Genomic DNA, 14800 nt, shown 5'->3' with positions numbered 1-14800 from the left:
AGGCGAACTTAAAATGTGCCACTCCGCGCTCGATTCCAACCCAAACAGGCTTGGGTAGAGTTGGTGACATGCAAATCGATATCGTCTCCGTCTTCCCCGAGTATTTTGACGTAACTGGACTCAGCCTGCTAGGCAAAGCGCAGGAGAAAGGCCTTGTGACCATACGCGCCCACAACCTGCGCAACTGGACCCATGACGTGCACCACTCCGTGGACGATACGCCGGTGGGCGGTGGAGCTGGCATGGTCATGAAACCTGAAGTCTGGGGCCAGTGCCTGGACGATCTGCTGGACATGCCAAACGGGTCGGCTCTGCAACTACCCACCATGAATCAGACAACCGACACTGCCGATACCGAAGAAGAAAAAGAGGCAATGAAGAGTTCCGGCGACAAAAGCCACGGCATAGCATCCGAGGCAGATCCATCTGCAGACAGCCATGAGGCTGATCTCGCCGGACCAGTCCTGATCTTCCCCAACCCATCCGCTCCTCTGTTTACCCAGGCCGATGCGACCGAGCTGTCTCGGACGGAGAGGCTGATATTCGGCTGCGGCCGTTACGAAGGGTATGACGCACGCATCCCCGACTACTACCGGAATCAGGGAATCGACGTTCGTGAGTATTCCATTGGCGACTACGTACTCAATGGGGGCGAAGTGGCTGTCTCGGTCATGCTGGAGGCCATCACACGCCTCCTGCCCGGTTTTATGGGCAATCCTGCATCCATTGTGCAGGAATCCTACACTGGCGATGAGCCGCTGCTGGAGTATCGCCAGTACACACGCCCCACCACCTGGCGTGGCATGGCTGTGCCCGAGATACTGACCAGCGGCGACCACGGAAAGGTGGACAGATTCCGGCGCGACGAGGCCATCAAGAGAACCAGTCGAATCCGTCCCGACCTGATCGCCCGATTGGACTGCTCCACTCTCGATAAGCACGACCGCCGTCTCTTGGAAGACCTAGGTTGGGGCACAGGGAAAACCCATCCGAGACCTCTGGACCAGCCGTCAAATTGATTGCCCGTCAAATTTGCAGGGCTGATCAGCGGGCCGTCAGATAGTAGACTGCTGTCTCCCCGTAGCTGCGAGCCTGATCAATGGCCCATCCTTCAGGAGCCGTGGGCGGCGGGGTGCGTGTCGATCGCTCCAGAACGATCATGCCTCCGCCATCCACCATTTTTCGGGCAGTCAGACCGGTCATAATGCTCTGGCAGTCATCCGTCGACAGATCATAAGGCGGGTCCATGAAGACCAGGTCGAAGCAAGCTTCGGACAGACCAGCATCCTCATGACCTGAGGAGAGGGGACGGACAAAGCGCTCGGCACGGTTTCTGCTGACGCGAATGTCCATGGCTGAATCCCAAGCCGGGTGATGGCGCAGCCCTGCAGCTGAACGTGACAGCAGTCCAGCGACACGGCCAGAAGACTCCACAGCCACCAAGCTCTGGGCACCACGGGATAGGGCTTCGAATCCCAAAGCCCCTGTGCCGGCGAACAGGTCCAGGACCCGAGCACCGGACAGCAGGCCTTCGGACTCCAGATGGGAGAAAATGGCCTCCTTGGTCCGATCGGTAGTGGGCCGGGTCCCTCTGAGGGCTGCGGGAATGGGGAATCCCTTGAATCGGCCGGCGATGATGTGCATATGGTCCGTTGTCCTTTCAGCTGGAGACCAGGAAACCCTCGTTGCCCCTCATGAAGTCCAGAACGGCGCCAGCCAGCTCGGGCTGCCCGGCCAGGGTGGGGTCGGACTCCAGGAGTTGGCCTGCCTGGGCGCGGGCGCGGGCGATCATGGGCGCATCAGTGACCACCCGCAGAAGCTTCAGAGAAGAATGACCGCCGGACTGGGCATCCCCCAGCACGTCGCCGGCTCCCCTGATGCGTATGTCCTCTTCGGCGATTTTAGCCCCGTCAGTGGTGTCGCGAATGACCTCAAGCCGCTCGGCAGCTGGTGAATCCGCTGGGGCGCGCGAAATCATGAAGGCCCAAGAGTCAGTGCCGCCACGTCCCACCCTGCCGCGCAGCTGATGAAGCTGGGAGAGCCCAAACCGATCGGCATCGAAGATGACAATGCAGGAGGCTTGGGGCACATCCACCCCCACCTCCACTACAGTGGTGGCCACCAGCAAGGGCGTGCGACCCGAGGCAAAGTCCGCCATGACGGCGTTCTTGGTGGCATCGTCGTCTCGCCCGGTCAGCGTGGCCATGGCGATGCCCTGGAACTGCGGCAGGGCGGCCAGTCGCTGACTCATTTCAGCCACCGAATGCAGTGGCGGACGCTGTCTGTCACCTTGGCCCTCCTCAACCAGCAGTTCAGGCTGGGAGTCAGTCCCACCGGATTGGCCGGGGCGGTCTGAGGAGGCCGAGGGGTCATCCTCATCGTCAATACGGGCACAGATCACGTAGGCCCTTTCCCCAGCTTCGATCCGACGACGTAAGTGCAAGAACATGGCGCCCATGGTCGCTCCGTCGGACTCAGCAATGACGTGTGTGCGGACCGGTTTGCGGTTGCTGGGCAGCTCGGTCAGGGTGGAGATGTCAAGATCTCCAAACCAGGTCATGGCGGCTGTACGCGGAATGGGCGTAGCGGTCATGATCAACAGATGGGGAACGCGCTCGGATTTGCGGCGCAGCTCCTCGCGTTGCTCAACACCAAAACGATGCTGCTCGTCGATGACGGTCAGGGCCAGATTGGGAGCCTGAAAGGTCTTGGAGAAAGCCGCATGGGTGGCGATGACAATGCAGGGACGGCCCGAGGCCGAAACAGCCAGGGCGGAGCGGCGCTGGGCCAGTCTCATACCTCCGGTCAACAGCACCACAGGCAGGACCAGCTGATCCGTCATACGAATCATGGTGACGTTGTCAACAGGCTTATGGCGGCCTTCTACGGCAGTTGCGGTCACATCGGTGCCCACAGCCTTGAGCATGCCACCGATGGAAGCATAGTGCTGCTCGGCCAGCACCTGGGTCGGAGCCACCAAGACAGCCTGATGACCAGCCTGGACCGCCTGGAGCATGGCTACCAGGGCCACCACGGTCTTGCCGGAGCCGACCTCGCCTTGCAGAAGCCGCTGCATGGGCTGATCCTTAGCCATGTCGACGCCAATGTCATTGATGACCTGACGCTGGCCGTCGGTCAGCTGGAATGGCAGGGAGTCGATGAAACGGGCAGGCAGGGTGTCTGGACGGTCAGCGCCCGAATCCGTGCATGGATAAGTAGGCTGCTGCTGGGTCTGGCGGCGGGTCTGCAGAAGAGCTGTCTGCGAGACAAAGGCCTCCTCATAGCGCAGGGTCTTCCGTGCCGCAGCGAAGTCGTCAGGACTGTCGGGCGCATGCATGCCCAAGAGGGCACGGGCACGATGCAACAGCCCTTGGTCGGCACGGACCTGCTCGGGTAGCACATCAGGTATGGCAAGGCCCAGCGCTTCTGGATCAATACGGACATCGGCACTGGGCTGCCCCTCTTCGGCAGCACCGGCTGCGGGAGTTGAGCCAGGTGAATTATCAGCCTGCGACAGCAGACGCAAAAACCCCAGAATGACATCGTGAATATGGTCCGAGGAGATGCGAGAGCTGGCATGGTAAACCGGCCGCGGTCGACGCACACGCTCCAGGGCCTCGTCAAGGCTAGTCGCATCGGGTCGAGATGTGTCCGCAGAAACCTCTCGATCGGCATTAGCGACAACCAGGGTCTCAGGGTGGGTGAACTGGAGCTGGTCCATGTAGATGCCGGGCTCACCGGCCACGACCAAATCCGCCCCTACCTGCAGCCGACGGACCATCCAGTCCATATAAGGCTTCTTATGAGAGAAGAAGACCAGCCTGACCGCCAGCGGAGTGCCGCCGTGGCTACTGACGAAGGCCGCATCGTCCACCATCACGTCCAGCCGAAAGCCCCGGTGACCGCTCAGCGGCACCAGGTGCACCTGATCAACCCGGGCGGCGAAGGCGCAAGGCTCGCCAAGGCGAATGCCGGCAATAGTGGTGACCTGCATAGGATCAGCGATGCGGAAAGGATAGTAGGTCAGCGCATCCCCGACTGTGACCACACCCAGAGCCTTGAGAGCACTCACCCTACGCCTATTGACCACCAGCGAGGCCACGGTGCTGTGCAGACCAACACGAGCCACTGCCGACATACCCGATCACCTCCCGCAAGCGCCGATCATCATCCCTCAGGATGACAAGAACCCCCGGAGCTTTGCCCCCGGGGGTCCCAATACGACCGACGAACCGCCTTCAGGCGGCGACGCGCTGCACCTTGCCGGCCTTGAGGCACTTGACGCAGACGCGCAGACGCACGTTCTGACCATCAACGGTGGTGTGCACCGACTGCAGGTTGGGGCGGAAGATGCGCTTGTTCCGGATATGCGAATGAGAAACACTGTAACCGGTCTGCGGGCCCTTGCCGCACACCGCGCAACGAGCTGCCATGATGACTTCCTTTACGTTGTTTTCCAAGTCGTCCCAGGTGCTCCAGGCCGCAACACAAGGCTACGGATGAACACACAACTTTGTTAGACTACTACATTCCGCCAAATAAGGCAAATTAACAGTTTCAGGCACGAGGAGGCTTGCGGAAGATGCCGATCAGAGACTGAAGCACTCCGCAAAATACCCCGCCGATGATCCAGATGGCCCAGAATGGGATGCGCCAACCAAAAAGGTTGTCGTAATTGCCTGAGAAGAGCATGGTCAGGGCCACCAGCGTGCAAAGGCCCATGATGACTCCGCTGATGGCATTGCTTATCCGGTGTTCGTAACGATAGGTGTCCCAGCGACCGTCATCGACGGAATCCATCTGCCTGTTGTAGGCTCGGAGGTTCATCATTCTGTGGCTCGTTCCCGCATGGACTAGTAGGAAGATCCCCAGAGCCAGAAGAAGGAAGAAGACAAACCCTCTGACCTGATGGGACCAGCCCCAGACCAGGAACCCAGCAGAGTTGATTCCCACATCCAAGAGCACGACAGCCAAACCGCAGACCAACTCCCAAGTAGTCTGCCGGTATACTCTCGAGCGCTCCTCATCGGTATAGAAATCCGCCACATAAGGATGCCTGCGGCGGAAATCCCTTCTGGCGGAAACCGCCGGTATCAGACAGGCCAGTCCCAGGACGATGCCGATCATCAGAGAAAGAAAGGCCAGACCATTCTGTGCGTCGGTCGGCTGGCTGACTCCGGCAAAGAGACCACCGAAAGCCAGTCCCAGCATGATAAGGGCGATGCCGAAAGCCATCCGAAGACTATAGGCATTGCTGAAGGATGCGTAGCCGGTTACGTCTTCCATGGCAGACTGGACAGGCGCAGTCACATGGGTTGCCGAAGTCGCCTGGTCGGCATCCTGATGGTCAGGCTTGGACGCACGCTGCCCGGAACCCGGATGCCGAACATCGCCCAGGACCAGGTCATCAAGGGTGCAGCCGAAGAGGTCGCAGATGGCCAGGAGCTTGTCCATCTCAGGATATGCCTTGTCCGACTCCCACTTGGACACCGCCTGACGGGACACCCCCACCAGCATGGCCAGCTGCTCCTGAGTCATATTGCGCTGCGAACGTAGATACTGCACGTTGGTTCTGAAACTCATAATATTCTTTCTCCCGATCAGCAGAATGCCGATTCAACCAGCAACGAGGCCATGATGAAACGTGCAGGGCTCCGACCGCCACCAGCTTTGGGTTGCACCCGGCAAAGACACCGATATTTGCTGTCAACTGACGGTTGCATCCTTGCAATTCCAAGGAAATAAGCGATCACTGAATCCCTGTCATTCTGATGACGACCCGCCCATCAATCCCCCTTCCGGCAAGAGATGCGACCCCTCTACGTTCACGATACATACCTTTCAGGAGCGAATGCGAATCCTGTGGATCCCACCCTGAACCGTCCCCGATTCGACCCTGAAAACACCCTGACAGGAGCTCTTGCCATGGTCTCATAGAAGAAGAGACCTGGCAGGCGACGACCGAAAGGAAGGCAACGATGCAGCATCGAATGGCTAAGGATCCATACGCACAGATTCCGCTCACTCTGGACAAGGTCTGCTACGACTACGGAACCCGGCAGAAGCAAGGCACAAGAGTGTTGGACGAAATCAGCCTGGAATGTCCGGCGGGGACTTGGACAGCCATCATGGGTCCTTCAGGCGCCGGTAAGTCGACCCTCCTCTATTGCGCCGCAGGACTGCTCCAAGTCAGGCAGGGCAGGGTGGCCGTCGCCGGGGAGGACCTGACACGAATGAAAGAGAGGGAGTTGACCAGGCTTCGGCGCGACCATATCGGCTTCGTCTTCCAGGACTACAACCTGGTCAACGCCTTCACCTGCCTGCAGAACACCATGTTGTCCAGCCTCTTCGGCGGTAGAAAAATCTCCGCCCAAGCGGCCCTGTCTGCCCTGTCGAACGTCGGGTTGGAAGGGTACGCCAACACCTATCCGGCCGACATGAGCGGTGGCCAGCAGCAGCGCGTGGCCATCGCCAGGTCTCTCGCCGCCAGCCCGGAGATCATCATGGCCGACGAGCCCACCGGCGCCCTGGACACCCATAGCTCGCGGGAGGTCATGGACCTCTTCGACCTGGCCGTCCGCAGCGGCCAGACCATCCTCATGGTGACCCACGACCCCAACGTCGCCGCCCGGGCCCACCGCGTCGTTTTTCTCCAAGACGGGCGCATTCAGGCGGCATGCCCGGGCGGAAACCCGCAGACCATAGCCCAGCAGCTGGCCAACATGGATGCCGTGCCAGACCAGGAGGCTTTCAGCCCTCCCCTGGCAGCTGCATCCGATCAGCCTCGGTGATGGCCCGAATTATTCGGCAGGGCACGCCTACGGCCAGGGAGTCAGGTGCGATGTCATGGGTGACCACGGATCCGGCCCCGATGACCGCCCCATCGCCGATGGTCACTCCCCCGGCCACAGTCACATTTGATGCCAGCCAGCAGTTGGAGCCGATGGTGATCGGAGCGCCCAACTCGTAGTCGTAGAGGGTGCCATCCTCATGGCGTCTCAGATTCCGCTCCTGCCACCGCAGGGGATGCAGGGGGGTTGCCAGGGTGACGTTGGGGCCGATCATCACATCGTCGCCAATCTGTACAGGGCAGGTATCCAGAACAGTGAAGTTGAAATTGGCGAAGATGCGCGAGCCAAGCTTGGTGAAGCACCCATAGTCGAAGTAGATAGGCCCCATAAAGTCCACGTCCTGACCATGCTCGGGCACCAGATCGTCCAGAAGCCGACTGCGCAGTTCCCGCTCCTGCTCGGAAGACGCGTTGAAAAGACGGCAAAGTTCGTGGGCCTTGACTCGCAGCTGGCTCAGGTCGGGATCCGATGCGTCATAAAGCTCGCCAGCAAGCATCCGCTCCTTCTGCGAGCGCCAATTCCCTTTACCAGCTCCACCAGTCGCACTTGTCAGTTTTGAGTCCTTGTCCATGGCCATCCCATCGTTCCTGTGTCACTTCACTGTCACTTCTGCAAGCTCACACTGCTTACAGAGTCCCTGTCCATGTAATCGTCTGGGTCAGACAGCCTGCAGCCATACGTACCATTCGTCATCCTGTTGCGGACATCCGTTCACGCCAAGGGTCAGGCTTGGTAGATTAGAGACAGCGGAGGGCCGTGGCGAGGAGGAAGCATGCGGTATGAGGTGAGCGAGGCTATTCCCGAGGATGCCAAGGCCATCCGTAAGGCCGTATTCGTCGAGGAGCAGGGCTTTCACAACGAGTTCGACCAGACCGATGACGTCAGTCTTCACATCGTGGCCTACGATGGGGATGATCCCGCCGGCGTATGCCGAATCTTTCCCGACCGTGGCAAGACATGGACCCTTGGCCGTTTGGCCGTTCTTAAGCCCTACCGCGGTCAGCACCTGGGCGCGAATTTGGTAAGCAAGGCTGAGGAGACCGCTCGGAGCCGCGGGGCCGACCGGCTCACGCTTCACGCCCAGGAACGGGTGGCGGGCTTCTATGAGTCTTTAGGCTATAGGGACATGGGCATACACGATCAAGACGAGGGATGCCCGCACATGTGGATGGACAAGCCCCTGACGGGCAGCACCGGAAACGAGCCAGAGGACCAGGCCTCATGAACCTGACCGCCAATTTTGCCAATGAAATATCAGCTCCAGCCAGCACAGGCATCACAGGTATGAATCCGAATAAGGATCCCATGGGAAGGTCCGAACAGGCCATCTCCAGCTTCAGCGATGCCGTCATTTACTGGTTTCGACAGAATTTCGGAAAGATCATCCTTCTGATCGTCGTGGCTGTCTGCGCTGCATTGATTTCCAAGATTGTGGCGGCGGCCATGCGACGCGCTCTGGAACGGACAAACCTGCCCAGTGCCTCCATCTTCGTCAACATTGTCCGCGCCCTGATCTGGATCTTCGCTGCTGCCACAGTCCTGCAACCCGTCTTCGGTATCAACCCATCCACAGTGGTCGCCGCCCTGGGCGTCAGCGGTCTGGCCCTCTCCTTCGGATTGAAGGATACAATCGCCAATATCGTCGGCGGCTTCGGACTCATGGTCAGCAAGGTGGTCCAGCCCGGAGACATCATCACCATCCAGGGCACCACCGGAACCGTCCGCGATGTGACTTGGCGCCATACCATCGTCATCGACAGAACTGGCAACCAGCTGCTGATCCCCAACTCCATCCTCAACACCACGGCGCTCGAGAAGATCACCGAGGCCGGCGAAGCCGCCACCACGGTTCCCTTCACCCTGCGAGGAGATGCCGATATAGCCAAGTCCTCCCACTCCATTGCACAGGTGGTGGCCCAGGCAACCAAGGGCATGGCCATGCCATCCAACCCGCCCATTGTCCAGCTCCAGGGCTTCACCCCTTATGGCATCAAGGGCCAAGTGGTCATGTTTGCCAAGCAGGGCGTCATCGCCGCCGATATGCAGGATGCCGCCACCCGCGCACTGGCCGGACAGGCTTACCTGGTCCAGGAGGCCGAGCTTTTATCCAAAACAGCAGAGCTCAATAATGATTGACTTATGAAATTGATTATGGCACGCAGTCCCGGATTACCAGGCACCACATGCGATGATGCTGAACGAAACCAGTTACCGTAGATAACTTTTAACGATCACTGTCGTCAATCTGCGGCTGCGCTTGCACTTGATAGACGACATCACTGTCACATTTATACCTGTAGCTATTCGTGGAAACGAGCCAGACTTGCAAATTGGAAAGATTACCGAAGAAATTGATGTTATTGATATGGAATACATCAGGACACTAGAACCTATAGAGGTTAGATCACATACCACCCGCACTCGCAAGAAAAGGTCTAACGACTTTATAAGGACCTTTATATGTGTAGTCACAAAAAACATACTTTTGCGATCGCACCGGGATACCGGTACTAAGCCTAACGTGAATGTGGATATACTGTGTTACCTGCAAAGAGTGAGATAATCAGAAACGACAGATAGGATACACGAGAATAACTCGGATAGCGCATAGGCTCTATTCGATAAATTCTTGAATGATACTGAATAAAGCTCAAACACAGCAAGTCGATCTCGATAGTAAGCTTGATATTCAGATAATAAGTACAAAGAAAGAGATCAAAAAGCTAAGCAAGGCTCATGCAAAGGCTGTACAGATCCCGAAGCATACTAGCTACGGGAACAGCTGCAGAAGGCCTTAACGCAACTTTCCGAGCTGCAAGGAGAGAGCATATGAATACTATAAAAAGGCTTCAAAATTACACTAGCGATCCGATAGACGAGAATATTGATAAAATTGTCCAGCTTTTTCCTGAGGTAGCCACTGAAGTACAAGACGCCCAGACTGGTGAAGTTAAAAAGTCTGTTGATTTTGATGCGCTTCGAGACATGCTCGGCGATGTTGCTGAAGGGACCCGTGAGCGATATCAATTCACATGGCCTGGCAAGCACAAAGCCAAAATCGAAGCATCCACTCCTATTACTAAGACATTGCGGCCTATCAAGGAGAGCAGTGTGGACTGGGACAACACACAAAATCTATATATCGAAGGCGATAATTTAGACGCCCTAAAAATTTTACGTGAAACATATGCGGGAAAAATTAAGCTGGTATATATAGATCCTCCCTATAATACTGGTCACGACTTTATCTACAGAGACAATTTCGTTGCATCTGATCAAGAACACCGAGTTGCTAGCGCAGCATATGATGAAGATGGTGATCTGCTCATACCAAATCAGGAAACCGACGGGCGCTTTCACTCAAACTGGTGCTCGATGATTTACCCTAGATTGACAATAACACGCGATTTATTGACAACAGATGGCGCTATTTTCGTTAGCATTAATGATAATGAAGCAGCAAACCTCATCAAGATAATGGACGAAATTTTTGGAGTTCGTAATAGAGTGGCCATTATCTGTCATAAATCTCGTGGTTCAGTGTCTAATGACAAGATTATTTCATCAAATCATGATTTCCTTTTGTTTTATGCCAAAGATATAAACACACTTGAAAGCAAAAAGAAAAAAATCGGATTAAATCCAGATCTCTCTGGTTTTGAGCACAATGATAATGATGGAAAAGGCTCCTATAAATTAGTTCCGGTTGACGGCCCTGGAGGAGCGCGAAAGGGGAATCCATACTACAGCTTCTTGGGTGTTTCAAAATACTGGAGATACTCTAAAAAAACAATGTCTGAGAAATACGAGAACGGAACTATTGTCTTATCGGGCAATAACCTTTATCAAAAGTACTATTTCAGCGATGCAGAGAAAAGCAGAAAGACAGTAACGACCTGGTGGGACGATGCGGGTCTAACATCGACAGCAACCAATCAATTAAAAAAACTCATGGGTAGCAATGTCTTCGAGACACCCAAACCAGTTGAATTGATCACCCGAATCCTGCAGATTATGACCCACGATGACAAAAGCGCGATTGTGCTCGATTATTTTAGTGGATCTGCCACAACTGCAGACGCTGTTATGCAAATGAATGAAACCGACAACGGAACACGCAAGTTCATCTTGGTACAGCTACCTGAATCAATACCAAAAACAAGTGAAGCATTGAAGCAAGGATATAACAATATTTGTGAGATCGGCGAGGAACGGATCCGCCGGACGGCTGATAAAATTAAGGCGACACACGACACTAAACCTCGAAATATGTCATTAGATTTAGGCTTCCGAGTGCTACGGATCGACTCCTCCAACTACTTAGATATGAAACGGCCAGCTAATTCATATAGCCAGGAAATGCTGGAGTTAGATATCAGTAACGTTAAGGAAAAGCGCTCTTCACTCGATTTGCTTTTTGAGATATTACCAAGGTTCCAGATTTGCTACAGCAGCAATATAACCGTATTAACAGGACCTCGGTATAGCGATAATACCGTCTACAGTGTGAATCATGGACAATTAGTAGCTTGCTTTGACAACAATATTTCCGAAGGACTGATGCATACCATAGCGAACTTAAATCCACGTCCTTCATATGTGGTCTTAGGCGAGCAAAGTATACCCGACAGTGCCTCCAGAACGAATTTCATAGAACTTTTTAAACAAAATACGAATTCTGCTGATGCCCAAACTCAGATTCGCATCATCTAGGGGTCAAGAATGAAGTTCAAATTCTCTCAGTATCAATACCAATCACAAGCAGCTGAGGCTGTATGCGACGTATTTCAGGGTCAGCCGCATTTATCAGGAATACGTTATATCCGCGATACTGGTATTAAGAGGTCCGATTTGTTGCAAGATACCTTATATGACAATCTATATCCGCTTGCTGGTACGGAAGCAGATGACGATACAGGTTATCAGAACAGCAATCTGCTTATTGGACAATCACAAATACTCGATAACATCCGCCGTGTCCAAAAGTACAACGATCTACCGCAGTCGACTCAACTCTCAAATATGCTTGGACCTGTAGAGCTGGATGTTGAGATGGAGACTGGCACTGGGAAAACATTCGTTTACACTAAAACTATTTTCGAGCTCAACCGCAAATACGGTTGGAGCAAATTCATTATTATCGTGCCGTCCATCGCCATTCGTGAGGGAGTCGCACAATCTCTTGACATGACGGCTGATTATTTTTACACCTCAGGCAAAGACGGAAATGAAGGTTACGGGAAAAAGCTCAATTGGTTTGTTTACAATTCATCGAGACTAAACGAATTAGACAGCTTTACTCAATCCCCAGATATCACAGTCATGATTATTAACATGCAGGCTTTCAATACATCTATGAAAGAAGGTGGACGTAGCAAGGACGCAAGGATCATTTTTTCTGAACGAGACGATTTCGGCTCCAGACGCCCAATTGACGTCATCAGCGCTGTTCACCCGATTATCATCCTTGATGAACCACAAAAAATGGGCGGAAAAGCAACGCAAAATGGTATAAAACAATTCAAACCCTTATTCTTGCTGAATTACTCAGCTACGCACAAGGTCAAGCATAATTTAGTCTACGCATTAGACGCTTTGGATGCTTACAATCAGCGCCTTGTCAAGCGCATTGAGGTAAAAGGCTTTGAATTGCATAATATGAGCGGCGCGGATGGTTATTTATATTTGCGGGATATTATCGTGAGTCCCAATCATCCTCCTCGTGCCCGTATCGAGTATAAAGAAAGAAAACACTCTGGAAACATCACCACCGTCACGAGCATTTTCGACGAAGGGGACAGCATGTACACCGCGTCGGGAAATTTGCCAGCCTACAGTGAAGGCTGGCAAATAGCTCCTGATGGCATAGTGCCTGATCGGGCGAATCACCTAGGATATGTACGTTTCCTTAATAATGAGATCCTTTATAAAGGAAAGATCCTCAACGACGGCTCAGAAGCCGACATGCGTCGCATACAAATTCGAGAAACTATTCTTTCACATCTCAAGAAAGAGGAACAACTGTGGGCTCTTGGTATCAAATGCCTCAGCCTTTTCTTTATTGATGAAGTTTCCAAATATCGTCAATACAACGACCACAATGAACCAATCAAAGGCGAGTATGCCGTCATGTTTGAAGAAGAGTATGACAAATGCGTCCGTTCGTTCTTAAGGAACCGGCTTGAGGATGAACATGGCTACCTACGTTTCTTGCGGAAAACGACAGCCCGCACAGCACACCGTGGCTATTTCAGCATAGATAAACAAGGCCACGCCATAAACTCAAGATTAAAGCGCAATTCTGACGAGAGCGACGACATAAGCGCGTACGACCTAATCCTTAAAGATAAGGAGCGTTTGCTAAGTTTTGAAGAACCGACGCGTTTTATCTTTAGCCACTCAGCTTTACGCGAAGGTTGGGATAACCCAAACGTTTTCCAGATATGCACACTTAAACACTCTGACAATGAAATCGGCAAACGACAAGAAGTGGGTCGCGGTCTACGCTTATGCGTTAATAATGAAGGCATTCGTCAAGATGCGAACGTTCTCGGCAAAGACATGGTTCATGAAATCAATCTGCTAACGGTCATAGCCTCTGAAAGCTATGAACAGTTCGCAGCCTCTCTACAAAAAGACATGGAGTCGAACCTACGAGAACGACCAACGAAGGTCGACAGCGAATTGTTCACAAAGTTTAGCATTCCTGCACAAATACTGGGCACAGACTATGAGGATAGTGAGCCCATCACTTTTTCTGCCGAGGAGTCTAAGAAAATTTACCTCTATTTATTCAAAACTAATATGATAGATGACAATGGGAAACTGACTGACACGTATCGACTCGACGGTTTGAATCCCGAAGTACTGACTGAATTCCCCAAAGACATCCGCTTTAAAGCTCCTGCCATTAAACTTATATTAGATAGTATTGTAGAAGGACTCTCAGCTAACTACCTCAGCAATGGACTTGCTACGAAAATAAGCGATAACCCCTTGAATGATAATTGGAACAAAGAAGAATTCCAAAATCTATGGAAACGCATAAACCACAAATACACTTATACAGTAAGCTTTAACGATAAAGAACTAATAAACAAATCAATACAAGCCATTAATGAGCGGCTGACCGTACCTGAATTCTCTTTTACAATAACAAGAGGTATACAAAGAGAAATAGCCCGTGTCAGCCAATTAGAGTCTGGCGAACTTTTCTATAAAGGCGCTGATGCCAGTACTACACGTGAAATAGTTGCAGATTTAACAGCACAAGTACGATACGATCTACTTGGAGAGATTGCGCGGACAGCAGTTATTACCCGCCGTTGCGCAGCTGAGATACTCAAAGGCATCCGAAAGTCAAAGTTTAGCCTCTTCCGCAAGAATCCTGAACAGTTCATTTCCAGAGCCAGCAGACTAATCATCGAGCAAAAGGCATCGATGATTGTGGATCATATTAGTTATAGTCGCGCGAAAGGCCAATATGATTCAAACATCTTCACTAAAACAAGCGGAAATGTTGAGAAACGTAATGCTTATGAAGCCAAAAAATGCATCCAGCAATGGGTACTCCCAGACGGAACACCCAGGAACAGCATCGAATGGAAATTTGCAGAGGCGTTGGATCACGCTGACGAAGTAGCTGTATATGCAAAATTGCCCAGAGCGTTCCAGATTCCAACACCTGTAGGAAATTACGCTCCAGATTGGGCCATCGCATTTCGTAATGACAAAGGTATAAAGCATCTATTCTTCATAGCTGAGACCAAGGGCAGCATGGAAACTATGGAGATGAGAGGAGTTGAAGAGAGTAAAATATCTTGCGCAAAACGGCTTTTCAACGAACTCAACTTAGCGGATGATGTACACTATGAGCAAGTCGTCACCTACCAGGACCTAATCGACCAAGTAAGGGCATTACAATAGAAGTTGAATAATTGCAATCGTAT

General features: G+C 53.0%; 10 protein-coding genes and 1 pseudogene. 6 read left to right on the top strand and 5 right to left on the bottom strand.

Annotated elements, in window-relative coordinates; genetic code table 11:
- The first annotated feature begins 68 nt into the window (after positions 1–68).
- Complete coding sequence (trmD, locus tag ACVWNW_RS06325) at positions 69–1019, top strand: tRNA (guanosine(37)-N1)-methyltransferase TrmD (protein ID WP_454481758.1); 951 nt, start codon at positions 69–71, stop codon at positions 1017–1019.
- A 25-nt stretch (positions 1020–1044) separates the two neighbouring features.
- Here trmD and rsmD read toward each other — a convergent pair.
- The 4 genes and pseudogenes from rsmD to ACVWNW_RS06305 all read right to left on the bottom strand — a co-directional run.
- A pseudogene (rsmD, locus tag ACVWNW_RS06320) lies at positions 1045–1650 on the bottom strand (16S rRNA (guanine(966)-N(2))-methyltransferase RsmD); the annotation flags it as partial.
- Between the two features lie 10 nt (positions 1651–1660).
- Positions 1661–4138 (bottom strand): ATP-dependent DNA helicase RecG, encoded by a 2478-nt coding sequence (locus ACVWNW_RS06315; protein WP_454481754.1) that lies wholly within the window; start codon positions 4136–4138, stop codon positions 1661–1663.
- 100 nt (positions 4139–4238) lie between these two features.
- Positions 4239–4433 (bottom strand): 50S ribosomal protein L28, encoded by a 195-nt coding sequence (gene rpmB / locus ACVWNW_RS06310; protein WP_029677698.1) that lies wholly within the window; start codon positions 4431–4433, stop codon positions 4239–4241.
- A 124-nt stretch (positions 4434–4557) separates the two neighbouring features.
- On the bottom strand, positions 4558–5583 hold the full coding sequence (locus ACVWNW_RS06305; protein WP_198191503.1) for a helix-turn-helix transcriptional regulator: 1026 nt from the start codon (positions 5581–5583) through the stop codon (positions 4558–4560).
- Between the two features lie 395 nt (positions 5584–5978).
- On the opposite strand from ACVWNW_RS06305, the gene ACVWNW_RS06300 reads away from it, so the two are divergent.
- On the top strand, positions 5979–6791 hold the full coding sequence (locus tag ACVWNW_RS06300) for an ABC transporter ATP-binding protein (RefSeq protein WP_454481752.1): 813 nt from the start codon (positions 5979–5981) through the stop codon (positions 6789–6791).
- Here ACVWNW_RS06300 and ACVWNW_RS06295 read toward each other — a convergent pair.
- Positions 6751–7422: a sugar O-acetyltransferase gene (locus ACVWNW_RS06295; RefSeq protein WP_454483414.1), complete on the bottom strand. Its 672-nt coding sequence runs from the start codon at positions 7420–7422 to the stop codon at positions 6751–6753. The two genes, ACVWNW_RS06300 and ACVWNW_RS06295, sit on opposite strands and share 41 nt — an antisense overlap.
- 201 nt (positions 7423–7623) lie before the next feature.
- Here ACVWNW_RS06295 and ACVWNW_RS06290 point away from each other — a divergent pair, with 201 nt between their 5' ends.
- The 4 genes from ACVWNW_RS06290 to ACVWNW_RS06275 all read left to right on the top strand — a co-directional run bounded on the left by ACVWNW_RS06290 (position 7624) and on the right by ACVWNW_RS06275 (position 14777).
- The gene (locus tag ACVWNW_RS06290) at positions 7624–8076 is read left to right on the top strand and encodes a GNAT family N-acetyltransferase (protein WP_454481750.1); all 453 of its coding nucleotides are present in this window, start codon (positions 7624–7626) and stop codon (positions 8074–8076) included.
- A gap of 80 nt (positions 8077–8156) precedes the next feature.
- Positions 8157–8987 carry a mechanosensitive ion channel family protein gene (locus ACVWNW_RS06285; protein ID WP_454481748.1) on the top strand — a complete coding sequence of 277 codons (831 nt, stop codon included), beginning with the start codon at positions 8157–8159 and terminating at the stop codon, positions 8985–8987.
- A gap of 693 nt (positions 8988–9680) precedes the next feature.
- Complete coding sequence (locus ACVWNW_RS06280) at positions 9681–11564, top strand: site-specific DNA-methyltransferase (RefSeq protein WP_454481746.1); 1884 nt, start codon at positions 9681–9683, stop codon at positions 11562–11564.
- A 9-nt stretch (positions 11565–11573) separates the two neighbouring features.
- Positions 11574–14777, top strand: a complete 3204-nt coding sequence (locus ACVWNW_RS06275; protein ID WP_454481744.1) for a restriction endonuclease — start codon at positions 11574–11576, stop codon at positions 14775–14777.
- Positions 14778–14800: the final 23 nt, after the last annotated feature.

This window comes from Bifidobacterium sp. JNUCC 75 (genome assembly GCF_054819865.1).
The sequence above is the reverse complement of the archived record's forward strand: the minus strand, read 5'-3'. Positions and strand labels throughout refer to the sequence as shown.

Coding starts and splice junctions, on each gene's coding strand:
- trmD (WP_454481758.1), top strand. CDS start 69: ATGCAAATCGATATCGTCTCCGTCTTCCCCGAGTATTTTGACGTAACT.
- ACVWNW_RS06315 (WP_454481754.1), bottom strand. CDS start 4,138: ATGTCGGCAGTGGCTCGTGTTGGTCTGCACAGCACCGTGGCCTCGCTG.
- rpmB (WP_029677698.1), bottom strand. CDS start 4,433: ATGGCAGCTCGTTGCGCGGTGTGCGGCAAGGGCCCGCAGACCGGTTAC.
- ACVWNW_RS06305 (WP_198191503.1), bottom strand. CDS start 5,583: ATGAGTTTCAGAACCAACGTGCAGTATCTACGTTCGCAGCGCAATATG.
- ACVWNW_RS06300 (WP_454481752.1), top strand. CDS start 5,979: ATGCAGCATCGAATGGCTAAGGATCCATACGCACAGATTCCGCTCACT.
- ACVWNW_RS06295 (WP_454483414.1), bottom strand. CDS start 7,422: ATGGACAAGGACTCAAAACTGACAAGTGCGACTGGTGGAGCTGGTAAA.
- ACVWNW_RS06290 (WP_454481750.1), top strand. CDS start 7,624: ATGCGGTATGAGGTGAGCGAGGCTATTCCCGAGGATGCCAAGGCCATC.
- ACVWNW_RS06285 (WP_454481748.1), top strand. CDS start 8,157: ATGGGAAGGTCCGAACAGGCCATCTCCAGCTTCAGCGATGCCGTCATT.
- ACVWNW_RS06280 (WP_454481746.1), top strand. CDS start 9,681: ATGAATACTATAAAAAGGCTTCAAAATTACACTAGCGATCCGATAGAC.
- ACVWNW_RS06275 (WP_454481744.1), top strand. CDS start 11,574: ATGAAGTTCAAATTCTCTCAGTATCAATACCAATCACAAGCAGCTGAG.